At 70.6% G+C, this 16631-nt stretch carries 10 protein-coding genes; 3 read left to right on the top strand and 7 right to left on the bottom strand.

The features are described from left to right. Positions 1–10 precede the first annotated feature (10 nt). The gene (locus ACN6PJ_RS12135) at positions 11–868 is read right to left on the bottom strand and encodes a LysR family transcriptional regulator (RefSeq protein WP_427996118.1); all 858 of its coding nucleotides are present in this window, start codon (positions 866–868) and stop codon (positions 11–13) included. Between the two features lie 144 nt (positions 869–1012). Between ACN6PJ_RS12135 and ACN6PJ_RS12140 the strand changes: the two genes are divergently transcribed. Genes ACN6PJ_RS12140 through ACN6PJ_RS12150 form a run of 3 tightly spaced genes read left to right on the top strand, consistent with a single transcriptional unit; the run spans position 1013 to position 4072 of the window. Continuing rightward, positions 1013–1981: a tripartite tricarboxylate transporter substrate binding protein gene (locus ACN6PJ_RS12140; RefSeq protein WP_427996119.1), complete on the top strand. Its 969-nt coding sequence runs from the start codon at positions 1013–1015 to the stop codon at positions 1979–1981. 31 nt (positions 1982–2012) lie between these two features. Next, positions 2013–2876 (top strand): HpcH/HpaI aldolase/citrate lyase family protein, encoded by an 864-nt coding sequence (locus ACN6PJ_RS12145; RefSeq protein ID WP_427996120.1) that lies wholly within the window; start codon positions 2013–2015, stop codon positions 2874–2876. Then, on the top strand, positions 2873–4072 hold the full coding sequence (locus tag ACN6PJ_RS12150; RefSeq protein WP_427996121.1) for a CaiB/BaiF CoA transferase family protein: 1200 nt from the start codon (positions 2873–2875) through the stop codon (positions 4070–4072). Before ACN6PJ_RS12145 ends, ACN6PJ_RS12150 begins: the two co-directional genes overlap by 4 nt. A gap of 16 nt (positions 4073–4088) precedes the next feature. Here ACN6PJ_RS12150 and ACN6PJ_RS12155 read toward each other — a convergent pair whose 3' ends face one another. The 6 genes from ACN6PJ_RS12155 to ACN6PJ_RS12180 form a co-directional block, all read right to left on the bottom strand. Beyond that, positions 4089–8723 (bottom strand): hypothetical protein, encoded by a 4635-nt coding sequence (locus tag ACN6PJ_RS12155; RefSeq protein ID WP_427996122.1) that lies wholly within the window; start codon positions 8721–8723, stop codon positions 4089–4091. Positions 8724–8733: 10 nt separating this feature from the next. Further along, on the bottom strand, positions 8734–9753 hold the full coding sequence (locus ACN6PJ_RS12160; RefSeq protein WP_427996123.1) for a hypothetical protein: 1020 nt from the start codon (positions 9751–9753) through the stop codon (positions 8734–8736). Between the two features lie 23 nt (positions 9754–9776). Beyond that, the gene (locus tag ACN6PJ_RS12165; protein ID WP_427996124.1) at positions 9777–12899 is read right to left on the bottom strand and encodes a hypothetical protein; all 3123 of its coding nucleotides are present in this window, start codon (positions 12897–12899) and stop codon (positions 9777–9779) included. A 354-nt stretch (positions 12900–13253) separates the two neighbouring features. Further along, a complete protein-coding gene (gene bioD, locus ACN6PJ_RS12170; RefSeq protein ID WP_427996125.1) occupies positions 13254–14690 on the bottom strand; it encodes a dethiobiotin synthase in 1437 nt (478 codons plus the stop codon). Continuing rightward, positions 14687–15367: an alpha/beta fold hydrolase gene (locus ACN6PJ_RS12175; protein ID WP_427996126.1), complete on the bottom strand. Its 681-nt coding sequence runs from the start codon at positions 15365–15367 to the stop codon at positions 14687–14689. Before ACN6PJ_RS12175 ends, bioD begins: the two co-directional genes overlap by 4 nt. Beyond that, positions 15364–16554 (bottom strand): aminotransferase class I/II-fold pyridoxal phosphate-dependent enzyme, encoded by a 1191-nt coding sequence (locus ACN6PJ_RS12180; protein ID WP_427996127.1) that lies wholly within the window; start codon positions 16552–16554, stop codon positions 15364–15366. Before ACN6PJ_RS12180 ends, ACN6PJ_RS12175 begins: the two co-directional genes overlap by 4 nt. Positions 16555–16631: the final 77 nt, after the last annotated feature.

Genomic DNA, 16631 nt, shown 5'->3' on the forward strand with positions numbered 1-16631 from the left:
CTTTCTCCTGTTAGCGTTGAGCGCCGTCCAGCAGAGCCTGCACGAGGCGGTTCTCCTGGTCCGACTGGCGGCAGACGAACGCGATCTGCCGGTAGGGCGCATCCTTGCCCAGTTGCAGCACGCGAACTGGATGCACGTCGAGGAGGTTGGGGCCAGGTTCGGGCAGGACGCAGACGCCCAGGCCCTCCGAAACCAAGGCGGTGAGCGCCGCCAGCGACTGCAGGTCGATGCGGCAACGTGCGAAGGGCGCATGCCGGGCGACATAGCGCGCGGCCAGGCGTCCGCCGATGGTCGCTTTGTCGAAGCGGATCCATTCATATTGCTGGAACAGTTCCGCCACGGTCTTCTCGCGCGATTGGGGCGGGGCGATCAGCACCAGTTTTTCGCGCAATAGCGGCGTCCAGGATAGCCGGCTGGAACCGCCGGTTTCCGGCCGGGGGATGATGGCCGCGTCGATTTCACCGGTCTTCAGCTTGGCCGCCAATTCGGTGCCGCGGCCGCGAACCAGCCGGACGTCCAGCCGGGGATAGCGTTCCCGCAGCACGCGCAGCAGCGGCGGCAGCAAGGTCACCTGTAAGGGCTCGATCGTGCCCAGCCTGACCCGTCCTTCGACCTCGGGTGTGCTGCGCCGACGCAGTTCGTCCAGCCGTGCCAGCGCGTCCTGCAGCACGGTGTCCACTTCGGCGGCAAAGGGGTTGGGTCTGACCTGCAGCGCCGATCGGTCGAACAGCGGCTGGCCGAAATACTCCTCCATCTGCTTCATCTGCAGGCTGACCGCGCTGGGAGACAGGTTCATGTCGGCCGCACCCGCCGCGAAGCTGCCGCCGCGCAGTACGGCGTTGAGCGTACGGAAAGATTCGATCTTCATCAGAAATCCTCACGTAGTGTTTTAAGAATCCTCGCTTTATATCATCAGGCGGGCGGCCTAGTATCGCTGCGACAAGACAGGAACGGCTGGCGCCTTCAAGGCATGCGCCGCATGCACGCCAGACCGTAGACAGGGAGACATGCCATGAACAGAATCCTCGCGCGCCTGGCGGCCGCGTGCCTGGCCGGAGGGCTGGCCGCGGGCGCGGTCGCGGCGCCGCCGGCTTTGCCGCAGACCATCACCATGGTGGTGCCGTTTCCGCCTGGCGGCAGCAACGACGTGTTCGCGCGCGTGCTGGCCGAAAAGCTGGGCGCCCGGATCTCGTCCACCGTCATCGTCGAGAACCGCCCCGGCGCGGGCGGCGCCATCGGGGCGGAATATGTGGCCCGGGCGCCCAAGGACGGATCGGTGCTGATGCTGTCCTCGTCCACGCTGACGACCAACGCGGCGGTGCAGACCAACCTGAAGTACGACGTGGTGCGCAGCTTCGCGCCGGTGGCCATGCTGGCGCGCAGCCCGATGGCGCTGGTGGTGGGGCAGGAATCCCCGTACCGGGCGATGGCGGACCTGCTGGCCGCCGGCCGCAAGGAGCCAGGCAAGCTGACCTACGGCAGCGCGGGCCTGGGATCCGTGAATCAGATGGCCAGCGAGATCCTGGCCGGCGGCGAGCAGACCGCGTTCACGCACGTTCCGTACAAAGGCATGTCGCATGCGCTCAACGATCTGGCGGGTGGGCGCGTCGATTTCGTGATCGGCAGCTTTGCATCGACGGCTTCCTTGCTCAAGGGGGGCAAGCTGCGCGTACTGGCGGTGACGTCGCCCCAACGTTCGCAGTTCTATCCCGAACTTCCCACCATCGCGGAAGGACAGCCAGGGTATTCGGTCGAACTGTGGTGGGGCGTGCTTGCGCCCGCCGGCACGCCTGCGCCGCTGATCGAACACCTCAACGCGGAGATTCGGGGCATCGTCAACGATCCGAAGATGCGCGCCATGTTTGCCGAGGAAAGCGCCGTGCCGGCGGAATTGACCGCGCCGCAGTTCGCCGACCTGGTGCAGGCGGACGCCGCCAAGTGGAAACAGGTGGCGGCCGATCGCAATATCTCCATTCAATGAGCGAAAGCCGCCGCTATTCGAGAGTCAACGCATGAGAAGCAAACTGTTCGTTCCGGGATCGCGTCCCGAGCTGTTCGCCAAGGCGCTTGCCGGCCCGGCCGATGCCCTGTCGTTCGATCTGGAGGACGCGGTGGCGCCCGGGCGCAAGGACGAGGCCCGCGGGCACCTGGCCGGACTGCTGGCGTCCGCTGAGGCCGGCGCCACCGCCAAGACCCTGATCGTGCGCGTCAATGCGCTGGATTCGGAACACTTCCACGCGGACCTACGGGCCGTGGTGCGCAAGGGGCTGCGGATGGTGAACCTGCCCAAGGCTGAGTGCGAGGCGGACGTGCGGGCGGCGGCGGGCGCCATCGAACAGGCGCGTCAGGCCAATGGCGTGGAACACCCCATCGGCCTGCTGCTGAACATTGAGTCGCCGCGCGCGTTGCGCCGCGCCGCGGCGCTGGCCGCGGCCCATCCCTGCGTGGCGGGCTTGCAGCTCGGACTAGGGGACTTGTTCGAGCCCGCGGGCATCGACCGGCGCGAGCCCGCGGCGGTGCGCCAGGCGATGTTCGCGGTGCGCCTGGCGGCCGCGGAGGCGGGCGTGTTCGCCTATGACTCCGCCTTTGCCGACATCGAGGACACGGCGGGCTTCCAGGCCGAGGCCGAGCTGGCGCGCCGCCTGGGCTTCATCGGCAAGAGCTGCATCCATCCCAGGCAGGTGGCGCTGGCCAATGCCGCGTTCCGGCCGAGCGACGCGGAAATCGCGCATGCCCGGCGGGTGGTGCAGGCCGCCGGCGAGGCCGGCGCCAGGGGCGTCGCCGCGTTCGTGGTGGACGGCCGGATGATCGACGGCCCGTTCCTGCGCCGGGCCGAAGCGGTCCTGCGCATGGCTGCGGGCGAGGAGGCGCGATGACGGCCGCCGCGACGATGCCGGCGAGCGCCGGCCCGCTGGACGGCGTGCGGGTCCTGGACCTGAGCGCCTACATCGCCGGCCCCTACGGCTGCGCGCTGCTGGCGGACCAGGGGGCGGACGTGATCAAGGTGGAGCCGCCCGCGGGCGACAACCTGCGCAAGTATCCCTCGACGCTGGAGGCGGAAAGCCGCGCCTTCCTGGGCGTCAACCGCGGCAAGCGCGGGCTGGTGCTGGACCTGAAGCGCGACGACGCCCGGGCCGCGCTGCGGGAGCTGGTCAAGCGCGCCGACGTCTTGGTGCACAACTTCCGGCCCGGCGTGCCGCCGCGCCTGGGCATCGGCTACGAGCAGCTGGCGGAGATCAATCCGCGGCTGATCTATTGCGCGGTCACCGGCTATGGCGAGACCGGGCCGCTGAAAGACAAGGCAGGTTACGACCAGGTGCTGCAGACCATGACCGGGATGTGCGCGTTGCAGGGCAAGCCGGAGGGGCCGCCCGAGGTGCTGTACGGGTCGGTGGTGGACTACTACGCGTCCGCCATGGTGGCCTCGGGCGTGGCGTCAGCGTTGTACGAGCGCGAGCGTAGCGGCCGGGGCCAGTACGTCGGCGTCTCCCTGCTGCGCAGCGCGCTGGCGCTGCAATCGGCGCGCCTGGTGTGGGCCGAAGGCGAGCCCCGGGAAATCGGGCGCGATATGCGGTCGGGCGGCATCACGGGCATCCATCCCACCGGCGAGGGCTACCTGTACATCTCGGCGAATACGCCGCACTTCTGGCAGGCCCTGTGCGCCAAGACCGGCCTGCAGGCGCTGGCGGCCAGCGAGCGCTACGACTCGGTGCGCAAGCGCGCCCGGCACCGCGACGAGATCGTGCCGCTGCTGCGCGCAGCGCTGCGCGGCAGGACCGCGCTGCAATGGGAAGCGCTGTTCGGCGAGGACGTGCCCTGCGCGGCGGCGCGCGGGGTGGAGGACATGTTCGATTTTCCGCAGGTCCAGGCGGAAGGCATGATCTCGACCTTCGCGCATCCGGTGGTGGGCAGCTACCGAGGTTTCGCCCAGGCCATCAAGTACGGCCGCAGCCAGGCGCCGGCGCCGCGCGCCGCGCCCGCTTTCGGCGAGCACAGCGACGACGTGCTCGCCGAAGCGGGCATCGACGCCGGGCAGGCGGCCCGCCTGCGGGAGAGCGGCGCGCTGGGCTAGGGCCTGGGCGGCATAGCTAGAGCGCGAAGAACGCCGTGTACACCAGACGTTCCTCGACGATGCGCCGACGCCGCAACGCGCCCGCTCGCTGCTCCGGCACCGAGCCGTCCGTGTAGTAGCGCTCGTACTCCCGCACGGCGATGCGGGCGGGCTTGCCGCCGCGGTCGGGCACCGCGACGCTGGCGGACCAGATCACGGGGTCCAGCAGGTCGCCCAGCAGCGGGCCTTCCAGCACGGGCGGGAACCGTACCGCGGGGCCGGCCTCCAGGCCGCCGAGCCAGGCGAATTCGTTCAGGGCGGCGGGCGTGGCGATTTCGCGGAGCGGCAGTTCTCGCAGGCGGTCGGTGATGATCGGCGAGCCGGGCGCGGGCGCCGCGCCGGACGGGTCCAGGAGGCCTGAAGCCAGCACCGCGGCATCGCTCCAAGCCAGATCGCTGTCCAGCGCCGGGTCGCGGGTCTGCAGCACCAGTTCGATGCGGTTGCGGCCGCTCTCCGCCGTCTGGCCGATGCCGGGAATGAAGGAAATGTCCAGGTATTCGGAATCCAGCGGAAATTTCATCGGTCCGTGGGCGGGCACTACGCCGCGCAGATTGAACGTCAACCGGCCCCGCTTGTGTTCGAACACGGCGCGCCGGCGAGGCAGCACCTGGGAAAAATCGGCTAGCACCACACGCGACAGCTTGGCGGAATCGATGGCGTTGGGCTGGTAGCGCGCCAGCGCCAGGCGGACGAAAGGCATGTAGCTGCGGCCCGGGTCGAGCTCGATATCGCAATACCAGCGCGCCCTTTCTTCGTGCCAGCGCACGCGGTGCCCGACGACGTGCACCCGCTGCGTGGGGATCTCCTGCAGCATGGCGGTTTCGTCCGTCACGCGCGCGGCGAAATCCGAGACGCGCGTGCGGTGCTTGGGCTGGGGCGTGTCCCACAGCGGGTCCAGCCCCCACTGCGTGACCAGGGGGGTGAGGGCGTCGGGGATGTCGGTGAAGTTGCTGCCGTCGCCGTAGATCACCACGCCCAGCAGCTCGCCGTCGCCGGAGGAGAACCAGGGGCGCTCCAGCCATACCCGCAGGCCGTTGCCCAGCCGCGTCACGTCGAGCTTGCCTTGCCCCGGCGTCTCCTGCCAGCGGAACGTGGGCAGCACATACATGAGGCTGGGGGCGTCCGGCGGCGCGCTGGCGCGCACGATGGTGTTCGGCGCGGCGCCGTCGCGCGGCAGCACGGGGGCGCCGGGGTCGTCGTCGGCGCCGGTCTCGACCAGGGGGCCGTCGGCGATGGGGCCCAGGCGCGTGACCTCGTCCGTTTGCTCGTATATCGCCGGCGGCAGGTATTCGCGGAACCGGGTGGTGGCGCGCAGGCGATAGCGGATGAGCCGGAAGCGGGTATCGCCGAACTCATGGCGGTTGCCCGGGGCGCGGGGCTTGTCCGCATCGGCCTGCTGTTCCTCCACCGCGTTGCTCAGGCTGAAGAGGTTGGCGTAGTTCTCGGACAGGGGAATCTCGGGCAGCACGCCGTGCCCGGCGATGCGCTCGGGACGGGGCTTGCCGGGATCGTCCACCCATTCGTGCCAATCGGCCTCGACCTCGATCTTGCCCGTGGTGGGACCGTGCAACCGCACCCGGGCCTGCAGGTCCACGTGGGCCTCGCCGGCGCCGCGCTGCGGTTCGCCCGGCAGCAGCAGCACCGGATCGCAGACGGGCTGCTGCGTGGCGTGGACCAGCACGAGCGGCCGGTAGGGCGTGACCATCCAGCAGCTGCCCAGCATGGACGACAGGCGCAAGGTCGCGCGTTCGCCTTCGTTGCCGGCCCACGCCGGGATGCCGAAGGTATTCGCCAGGCCCGGGTTCACGAAGCTGGAATAGCGCAGCCGGGCGATGCGGCCCTTGGGCAGGTAGAAGGTGAGCACGCGCTCGGATTCATCCCAGGTGGCGGCGCCGTCGTCGGGATAGCGTTCCGCGCAAGGAGGATCGTCCAGCGTTGCCTTGCGCTCCTGCAGCACGATGCGCAGGCCTTGGACGTCGGGCCAGGCGCCGGCATGCCTGACCAGCAGCACCAGTTCCTGGGCGGGCGTCATCGCGATGACGGCGCTGGGCCCCAGCGCCTTGGGGCCCGTCACGCCGGGCAGCGCGTGCCCGGGCTGCGCGCGCAGCGCGAAGCCGCCCGCTGCCGGATCGGGCAGATAAGGGGTGCCCGCCCGCGCTTCGCGGTGGATGACGTACTGGCCGGCGGCCAGCCGTTCGCCGGTCGGATGGCCGGGGGACGGCAATTGCGGCGGCACGGCGTCGGTGGTGGCGATCTTGTCGAGCGCCCTGGGCGTGATCAGTTCGATCTGCGCGCCGGGAACCGCGTCGTACAGCGTGGCGGCGTCGCGCGCGGAGATCTCATAGGCCTGCTTGATGCCGGCCGGGCTGCTCATCAGCGCGTCGAACAGGCCATGGGTCTCGCATTGCAGCTGGGAGGCCTTGGGCGGCACGACGTGGCGCTCGTTGGCGGGCGTGTATTCGAAATCCTGCGAGGCCGGCTGTTGCGCGGCGGCCTTGAAGCCGGGGCTGTTGCGATAGGCCGCGGGATCCATGCCGGTGTTGCTGCGGATCACCATGCGTTCCAGCGACTCGCCCTCGCTCAGGCGGGCGCGGTGCAGCAGCGCCGGCGGGTCCACCGGTTCGAAGCGCCAGTAGGTGACCGGTTGCGTGGCGTTGTCGTCCTGTTCCAGCGAGGGATCGTCGTGCGCCAGGCTGTTGCCGGCCAGGTCGACGAGCCGCGCGCGGAAGCGGTACGGCATGCCGTAGCGCAGGCGCGGCAGGCTGCCCTTGCGCGCGGCGAAGCTGACCGCCAGGCCGTTGCCCTTGTCCGTTTCGACGTCCTGCACGTCCTCGGGCACTTCGCCCTGCACGCCGCTGTCAGGGTCTTCGCGGTCGCGCAGCGTGCGCCCCGGGCGGGGGGCGACCAGGCTCCAGCCCGTCCACCGGAAGAGCGACTCGTGCAGGTAATGATCGTCCTGGTCCTCGCCGCTGCTGGTGGACGCGCCCTTTACGTAACCTTCGTCGTCCGGCAGCGTCAGCGGTTCGCCGCCGTCGGTGCAGCGATAGGCGCCGGTGCGCAGGCACAGCGAGCGCCATGGCTGCGGATCACCGGGAACGTGCGCCTGCGCATCGACGCGGTAGCCGCGCAATAGGTCCTCGGTGTAGAGCACGATGCTGCCCGGCGCGCCGGACAGGGCGTCGTTCTTCAGCGCCGAGGCCGCCGCGTTCTGCGCCACCTCCCAGGCGCGGCCGCGCCGGGCCACGCCCAGGCCGCCCGAGCGCAGCGCGGCCACGGCCTGCTTGTCGCCGGTGGTGTAGGTCACCGCGCCGCCGGCGCCCAGCGCCAGGCTGCGGGCTACCAGGTTCTGCGCGGTCAGCAGGAAGTCCACCGTCTTCAGCGCCGCGCCGTCGGGGTCGACCTGGTAGACGTCGAAGGGGCTGCGCGGCTCGTACAGGTTCCAACTGTCGTCGGCGCGGCGCAGCTTGAGCATGCCGCGTTCATGGTCGGGATTGCGCGGACGCGTGGTGAAACGCTCGTGGTCGCCCGTCCAGGCGGTGGCGGGGCAGGCGTCGTCGGCGGCGTCATGCTCGCCCTCCCAGCGCAGGGCCAGGAAGAAGCGGCCTTGCGCCGAGGCCGCCGCCGCCATCTGCCGGTCCAGGGGCGAGTCCGCCGGCAGCAGGCAATCGATGACCAGGCCCAGCCGGCGCAGCAGCCCCGGATAATCGCCGTAGGACGCCACGATGGCGTGGAAGTCCATGTCCGGGACCGCGGGCGGGGGAGGCACGTTCAGGCCGTCGGGGCGGCGCATTTTCCGCTGCTCCGCGGTGGGCGGTTCGCGCCGGTAGAAGCGGTTTGCCTGGTAGAGCGAGTACTCGGCCTGGGAGTTCCACTGCTTCATCAGGTTCTGGTCTGCATTGCTGAGCGCGCCGTCGTTCCAGCGGGTCGGCAGGGCCCGCAGCGGAAAGCCGGCGGGAGGCAGCGGATTGCCATTGGCATCCACGCCGGGCGCGGCGGCGCGGCCTTCGTAGATGCTGTGGGGGCCGTAGACCTGGTTGCGGAGCACGCGTTCGGGGCTGTCGCCGCCGTCATCGAAAAAACGGTCGAAGCCGGGCAGCGCCACTTCGATGCGCCGGTCGGCGATGGGCACGATGGCGGTGCGGGTGCCGCAATCGGTAAGCATGTCCTTCAGGCCCGGATGCGCGTCGCGCCACGGCAGCAGGGTGGGGTGCGTGCCGGTGGCCTGCACGGCCAGCCGGCCGTAATGCTTGCGCGCCAATCCCAGCACGGCCGCCACCGAGTACGAGAACAGATTGACGGCGCTCATGTCGCGGAAGACGAACCCCGCGACCGGTGTGGTCTTGGGCAGCAGCCGGCCCCAGAGGTCGGGATCGACCTGCGGTTGCGGCTCCAGCGGGATTTCCTCCGCGCCGACATTCAGCGCGAAGCGCGCCCGCTGCAGCGTGCGTGGCCAGTTCACCCAATCGGGAAAGGCGCGCAGCCGCTGTTCGTCCGCCGCTTCCGGCGTCAGCCGGGGCGAGGCGACGATGGAGACGCGCAGGCGGCCCGCGCCGACGCCAGTGGGCACGCGGCCATTGGGGATTGCGGTCCAGACGATGGTTTGCTTGGCCATGGGGCGCTCCTCAGGCAAAGGCTTCGGCGTACTCGCGCCACGCGTATTCCGTGCTGTCGTCGATCTGCGCCAGCTCCTGTGCCAGGGGCAGGTCCGGCCTGGGGCCCATCAGGTCGCGGAAGCCCGGGTCGCCATTGGACCCCGCGAACTTGCGTTCGCACGACAGCGAAACGCTCGTCGAGAACATGAAGACCTCGATCTCGATGGTGATGGTCGCGCGTCCGGCGCATTTGCCGCTCTCGAACTCGTAGCGCAGCTCCAGGTAGATCTCGATCGAGACGCTGACGATGCCCAGGACGCTGACGCAGCCGCCCATGCGGAAATAGCCGGCCAGCGAGCAGGCGCTTTTTTCCATCCGGAAGTAGATGCCCGCCATCACGTGCACCCCGCCGGAGGCCACGCCCAGGTTCACCGATACGCTGGCGCCGAATTCGAAGGCGGCCTCCAGGATCTGGATGCCGCTGGGGTCCAGCGTGACGCCGAAAAATCCGCCGCCGCCGAACATGCACACCGACAGGTTGAAGGGCTGTTCGCGCGTGCAGAAGTTGAAGCGCACGGCCAGGGGCTGGCCGATGAACGGCACGGTGAAGCCGGCGCCCAGGCTCAGGTTGGACAGGTTGAACACGCCTATCGCGATGGCCGGCAGGGCCACGTCGAAACCGGCGTCCACGCCCTTGGCCGAGATGTCGAGGTAGGGCGGGTCGGAGAACCCGTCCAGCGGGATCAGGTCGCGCAGCGTTTCCACGAACGACAGGGGGCCCACGAACTTGATGTCGGTCAGCAGCACGTCCACGTCCATCTTCGCGGCCGTGTCGATGCGGAACTCGATCTTCTCGAAGTTCAGTTCCAGAAAGCTGGCCGGCGCGATCAGCACCAGGTCGAAGCTCTTGAGCGAGCAGGTGACCGACAGCTTCGGCGCGCTTTGCCCGTTCTTGCGCACGCGCGCCTCTACGGCGACCCGGAAGCCGTGCGGATCGTTGGCGACGAAGAGCGGCGGATCGCCGGGCTTGATCGACCAGTTGCGGATCACCGGGTTCCAGTCGAACCGGAGGGTCAGTTCGTCTCCAGGAGGTCCAGGAGTTCGGCGCTGGCCAGCACGGCGTCGACCGCGAGTGTCACCGTGCGCAGCGCCGTTTGCGCGATCTGGCGCGGCGCGCCTTCGAGCAGCCTCGCCGTTCCTATGGTGTCCGACAGGGGCTGCGCGGCGGCCGAGACGGCCTGCAGGCGAGGCTTGAGCGTTGCGGGATCGGAGAAGCGTTCGTCCAGCTGGTCCGGGCGGCCCACGACCGCGTCCAGCGCGTCGTACAGCGCCTTGCCCCGGGTCAGCAGCACGGGCACGACGCCCACGCTGTCCAGCAGGGCGTCGGCCACGCTGGCGGCCTGCAGCAGCGATTGGCGGAAGCCGTCGGGCAGGCCCACGCCATTCACCGGCTCGCCAGCCGTGACGCGCAGCGCCTCGGCGGCGGCGCGGGCGGCGTTGAGCGCCGCGGGCAGCCCCGGCAGGGCCGGGGCTGCGTCGAAGGATTGGCCCGCCAGCTGTTCGACCTGCGCGCGCACGGCCTGTAGCGCGGCGATGAGCGCGTTGACGCGGGCCTGGGCGTTTTGCACCAGGGTTTGCGCGTAGGCCTGGGCCTGGCCCAGCAGATCCTGGAGCGTGGCGTCCAGCGCCTTCAAGGCGCCTTCGGCGATTCGGCCGGGCTGCTGGACTAGGTCCGCCACGAGCCCGTAGAGGCGTCCGAGGTCGTTGACCAGGCTTTCCAGCTGTGAGCAGGCCTCCGACACGAAGCGCGGCACCCGCTCGGGCGTGCCCGCCGCGTCGGCCACGGCCTCGATCACGTCGCCCAGCGGGATGCAGCCGAACAGCAGCGGCAAGGGCAGGTCGGAAAGCGCCTTGGGAAAGACGTCCGCGCCGCTCATCCTGCCGGCGACGAATTCCTCGACCGTGCCGCCGACCGGGCCGGCCAGGCGCGACAGGGCGGTGGGGCGCAGGTTGGGCTGCACGAAGCCGCCCGCGCGATCGCCTTGCGCCGAGAAGTCCAGCGCCGCGCCGCCGCGATGAAGGGGGTCGGCGTCGATATCGCCGAAAACCTGGCCCGCGTTGGCGGCGTCGAAGCCGAACTTGAGGTAATGGGCGTTCCAGCTGAGCGTGCTGCTCTTGTCGCTGCCGGTCAGTTTCGACAGGGCGGCGATGCGGATCGAGGCGCGCTTGACGCCGGGATAGAACACGGGACCGTTGAGCGCATCGCTGTAGGCCCGCAGCTGGCCGTTGCCCGGATCGACGACGCCATCGAACTCGATCGATTCCACCTGCGCCGCCGTGTCTCCCGCCTTCAGGCTGGGCGCCAGCGTGACGCGTTGCTGGTTCAGGAGCGCGATGCGGCGGTCGCTGCGCTCGGGCTTGCGCCAGGCGGCCTGTGTCTTGAGCGCGAACGCTTCCGCCGCGTCGTAGGCGGGCGCCAGCCACAGGCCTTTCTGCTCGCGCGGGCTCGCCCTGCTTCCGTCCATGAAGATCATCGGCAGATCGAACTGCGTGTTGCGGCCGTCCAGGTCGGTGGCGGAACAGGCGAAGCGGAACGGAGCGCCGGCCACGCAGGGCCAGAACAGCAGTTGTCCCATGCCGTCGATATCGCTGGCGGGGCTGCCGGCCTGATCCAGGCTGGGCGTTACGGAGGTCAGGATGCGCACGCTGGAGAATGGCATCTGGCGATGCAGGAATATCGGGTCGCCGCCGTCCCGCGCCTGCAGTCCGGGGTCGGCGTACAGGCGTTCGCGCTGCCGCACGATGATGAACAGGCGCTGGCGCAGGTAGGCCGTGTTGCCCGGCCTGCCGGGATGAAACTTGCGCTCGCTGACTTTGACGAGCGATGCGCGATGGCCGAACGGGAACAGGATGCCCTTGTAGACGATCCGGACGAAATGATCCCGGCCCATGGCTCCGCGGTGCGTCCATTCCTCCAGCGACAGCCCGGGCGCGTCCCAGTTGCCGCGCGAATCCAGCCAGGCGCCCAGCGACGACAGCATGAGCAGCCGCGCATTCACCGGTTGCGGCGTGTAGTTGGCCACCGAAAAGTTGGACGACAGGTGCGCGATCTGATAACGGTCGAAGTCGTTCATCGGCATGCGGAACGGCCAGGCGTCCGGCTGGGGCAGGTAGTTCTCCGCGGGCACGGGGAACGCCGCCTGCATGGGCTTTGTGGTGCTTTCGCCGCCCAGCGCCCAGACCGCGCGCACCGTGCGCTGCGCGTCCGGCGCGGGCGGTTCGGTCGCGCCGGCTTGCGCGGGCGCGGCCAGCAGGCGCGAATGCCACAGCTCCGTGTGCTGCGTGGCGGCCGACGTGACGGGCGCTTTCGCGTGGCGCCAGCGTTCTTCCGCGTGCGGGCTGAGGATCAGGCGCCAGGGCAGTTCGATGGCGGTCTGCTGGGCGGAGGGCGGCGCGGGCCTGGGCCCGCGCTTGAGGATGTCCACGATGGCGCCCGTCCGTTCCACCGGGCGGATCGCCGCCCCGCCCGGCCGCAAGGCGCGCAAGCCCGGCCCGCCGCCCGCCAGGCGCAGCAGCAGCGCGCCGGGCGCATCCTGCTGCACGGCGATGCGCGCATTGCGCAGCGCGAAGCTGGACAGCGCCGCGCGCTGGACGGGGCCCAGCTTGTCGAGGCGCTTGTCGAACAGGTCGCGCAAGCTCAGGCGCGGCGCGCTGGCGGATGGCGGGCGCGCATTGGCGGCCACCGCCAGCGGCAGCGATTCGATCGCGGCCAGCACGCCTTCCAGCGTGTAAGGCGCGTCGAAGCCGTCGGGCACGGAGAAGGCCAGCCGCGATTCGCCCGCGATGCGCGCCCGCACCGGCGGTCCCGTAAGCGTGTCCTGCCCGCCGGCGGGCTCCGGTTCGTCGGGCGTGGGGCGGGGCGGGGGCGGATTCGTCGCGTTGCCGGCCGGCGTTTCGAAGAACGTCTGCTCCGTGATCGATTGCGGCGGGAAATGGACGATCAGCGTGGCAGGTCCGCTGCCCGCTTTTTTCAGCCGGGGAGGCTGGCCGGGCGTGACCGCCAGGTTGCGCAGCTCGATCCGCAGCGCCAGCAGGTCGGCCGGCCGCAGGACGGGCTGGCCGGGGCGGCTCCCGTCGAAGAAGTTGCGGTTGGGTTTGGGGGCCAGGACGGGAATGTGCAGCCTTCTGGTGACCATGCCAGCTCTCCTGCAAGAAGAAAACCTGGGAACACGACCAACTGCCGGCGAATCGAACTGCAATGCGCGGAAATCTATCGTTGTGTTGCGTTAGCGGTCAACAACGTCGCGGGCGGCGCAAAGGGCGGCCGGCGGCAAGGCCGGATGTGGCTTTTAGTCGTATGAATCGCGGGTGCTTCGCGAAAGCCCATGCCGAACATGAGGCGTAGGCAGCCATCCAAGAGGCCGAATGCAGGCGGCCGAAGCGGGCGCCGGACGAAGGAGGGCGCGCCGGGCCGGCAAATTTATTTTGTACGTATTGGTAACGGCGGGCAGCCGCGGGCATGCCCCATGCGGCCGCCCGCCGGCCGGAAGCTAGTCGGCGACCGCGGGGGCTCCGCCCAGCGCGGCCAGGCAGTCGTCCAGCGGAGGAATGCCTTGCGCCAGCGCTTCGACCGTCGCGCCATCGACTTTGGCCAAGGGGGGGATCTCGGCCAGCACGCGCACGTTGCCGAACCGTTCGATGGCTTCCTTGTTGCCCGCCGACAGCGGCCCGCTCATGATGACGCCCAGCACGGGAATGCCGCGGCGCCGGAGCGCCTCCAGGCTGAGCAGGGTGTGGTTGATGGTGCCCAGCCCGCTGCGCGCCGCCAGGACCACGGGCAGGTCCAGCCGCGCGATCAGGTCGATCATCATGTGGGTGTCGTCGATGGGAACGTAGAGCCCGCCGGCGCCTTCCACGATCAGCGGCGCCTGGGTGGGCGGCGGCACGATGCTGGTGGCGTCGACGACGGCGTCCTCGAGCGTGGCCGCGGCCCAGGGCGACAGGGGCGCCTGCAGCACATACGCCGGCAGGTGCAGGCGCTCCGGCGGCAGCCCGGCCAATTGCGCCACGGTTTCCGTGTCGCCCGGCTCTTCGGACACGCCCGTCTGCACCGGCTTCCAGTAGTCGGCGTTCCAGGCGCGCGCCAGGATGGCGGAGACGAGGGTCTTGCCGATGCCGGTATCCGTGCCGGTTACGAATACCCCCGCGGGGCGCGAATCAGATTTTTTCCACATGCCATAGGCCAGGTGATAGGTCACCGTGGCTCCTTGTCGGTCAAACGCCGCCAGCACCCGGCGCAACCCGGCGGCGCTGAGCGGCTTGCTTCCAGGCGCCGGGGTGGTGGCGCCTATGCCTTTGAGGCCCTTCAGGAAATGCAGGCCGTCAGGATGATTATGTAGCAGCCGTTCCGCGCGCACGCTACCCGTCAGATCGCCCACGTCCGGATGGATGGCGCCTGCGCGGGGATAGGCCGGCGTGGCCGCGTCCAGGCCGGCCGCGGCATGGGCCGCCCGCCATTCCTGGAAGGTGCCCGCGGCCAGGGTCGCCACCGCCAGGCGGCCGCCCGGGGCCAGCAGCGCGGCCAGCCGGCCCAGGCCCGCGTTGAGGTCGGAAAACCATTGCACCGCCAGGCTGGAGCAGATCAGGTCGTAGCCGCCGGGCAGGCCCTCGGGGTGTTCGCCGTCCAGCAACTGGTAGCGGAAAGTCCCGGGCAGGGGCGGCTGGCGCTGCGCCGCCGCCAGCATGCCGGGGGCGATGTCGGTCACCGTCCAATCGGCGGGGCCGAGGCGGCGAGCCAGCGCCCGGGTCAGCAGGCCGGTGCCGCAGCCGATCTCCAGGATGCGCGGGTACCGGGGCAGCGGCAGCAAGGCGATATCGCTGGCGAGTCGTTCGGCCGTGATGCGCTGTACGGGCGCGTGGTCGTCATAGTGGCGGGCGGCCGCGCCGAAACGCGCGCCAACCTGCGGGTTGCGCCGCGCCCGCGTCATGCTTCGGGCGCCACGCGGGAAAGGAAGGCGCGGATGCGCGCGGCGCACCAGGGCGCGTCGGAGACGGGCAGCAGATGCCCGCCGCGTTCGCGCCAGCACAGCTCGCCGGCGGGACGGTCCGCGAACAGGGCCCGGGTCATCGGAGCGGGGACGATGGGATCCTCTTCGCCGGCCAGGGCCAGCAAGGGCACGGGCAGCGCCGCCAGCGCGGGGCGCAGGTCGTCGTCGCGCAGGGCCTGCAGGTCGAGGCCGAGGGCTTCGGTCCGGGGCTCGCCGAAGGGCGACGCCGCGCCGCAGCGCTGGCGGAAATCGCGCAGCACCGCTGCGGGATCCGCCGACAGGCGCTTGATCATGCGATCCAGCATGCGGGCCGGCACGCCCTCATCGAAGCCGGGCGCGGCGGCGAAGCGCGGAAAGCCGTTGATGGCGACCAGGCCCAGGCAGCCCGGCGGCAACCGGCGCAACAGCCGCAGCACGCCCAGCGAATGGCCGATGGCGATCGTCGGGCCGGCGACGTCCGCGTCTTGCTTCGCGCCGAAATAGCCGGCGTCGAAGACGGCCTGCGGCCAGCCGCCAAGCTCGGCGCGCAGCGGCGCCCAGAGTGAAGCGTCGAAGGCCCATCCGTGGACGAAGAGCAGGGTGGGGCGCGCCCGCGGCGCCGGGCCGGGGCCGGTCATCGCGCCAGCACGGCGGCGAAGCCGTCGATAAGCCGGGAGACGTCGGTATCCCGGTGCGCGGCGCTGAGCGTGACGCGCAGGCGGCTGGTGCCGGCAGGCACGGTGGGCGGGCGGATCGCCACGGTCAGCAGGCCGAGCCGCTCCAGTCCGGCCGCCATCTCCAGCGCGCGGGCTTCGTCGCCGACGAGCGCGGGCACGATCTGGGTGGACGAAGCGCCGGTGTCCAGCCCCATCTCCCGCAGGGCGGCGCGCAGGCGGTCTCCGGCGACCGCCAGGCGGGCGCGCTCGGCGTCCATGGCGGGGACCAGGTCCAGCGCCGCGTCCATGGCGCCCAGCACGGCGGGCGGCAGCGCCGTCGTGTAGATGAAGCCCGAGCAGGCATTGAGCAGGTAGTCGCACAAGGCGCGCGAGCCGGCGACGTAGGCGCCGAACCCGCCCAGCGCCTTGCTGAACGTGCCCATCGCCAGGTCGATCCGCCCCGGCGCCAAGCCCGCCAGGCCCATTCCGCCCGGCCCGAGCACGCCCGTGGCGTGCGCTTCGTCCAGGTAGACGAACGCCCGGTAGCGGTCGGCCAGGCCCGCCAGGCGCGCCACGTCGGTGCGGTCCCCGTCCATGCTGAAAACGCTTTCCGTGACGATGAAGCGGGAGACGGGCTTGCCCGGCTGCGCATCGGCCCGCGCCGCCATCAGGCTTTCCAGATGGTCCAGATCGTTGTGCCGGAACCGGATCTGCCTGACGCCGGCCGCCTGGCACCCGTGATGCAGGCTGGCGTGGTTGAGCTTGTCGGCGTAGAGCTCGACCTCGCCCTGGCTGGCGGCCGCCCGCAGCAGGGCGGGCAGCACGGCCGCGTTGGCTTGCCAGCCCGAGGCGAGCAGCAACGCGGCTTGCGTGCCTTTCAGGCGGGCGAGCTTGGCTTCCACCTGCTCGTGCAGGTCCAGGTTGCCGCAGACCAGGCGCGAGGCCTGCGCGCCGGCCCCGTGGCGGGCCGCCCATTCCCGGGCGCGCTCCACCAGCAGCGGATGCCGGGCCAGGCCGAGATAGTCATTGCTGGAGAAGTTCAGGATAGGCGCGCCGCCCAGCACGATGTGCCCGGGCGCGGCGGCGGTGGCCGTGCGCAGGCGGCGGCGCACGCGGCGCGCTTCCGCCCGCGCCAACTCGGAGGTAAACAGTGAATCCAGCTTTGACATCGGCCCATCCAGCGGCAGCCCGGCCTGCGCCTGCGCGAAGCACCAATTGGTGCGAACAGGCCTTCGGCCAGGCCGTA

Origin of the sequence: Achromobacter sp. (assembly GCF_050285585.1) — a bacterium.
GTDB lineage: Bacteria > Pseudomonadota > Gammaproteobacteria > Burkholderiales > Burkholderiaceae_B > Achromobacter.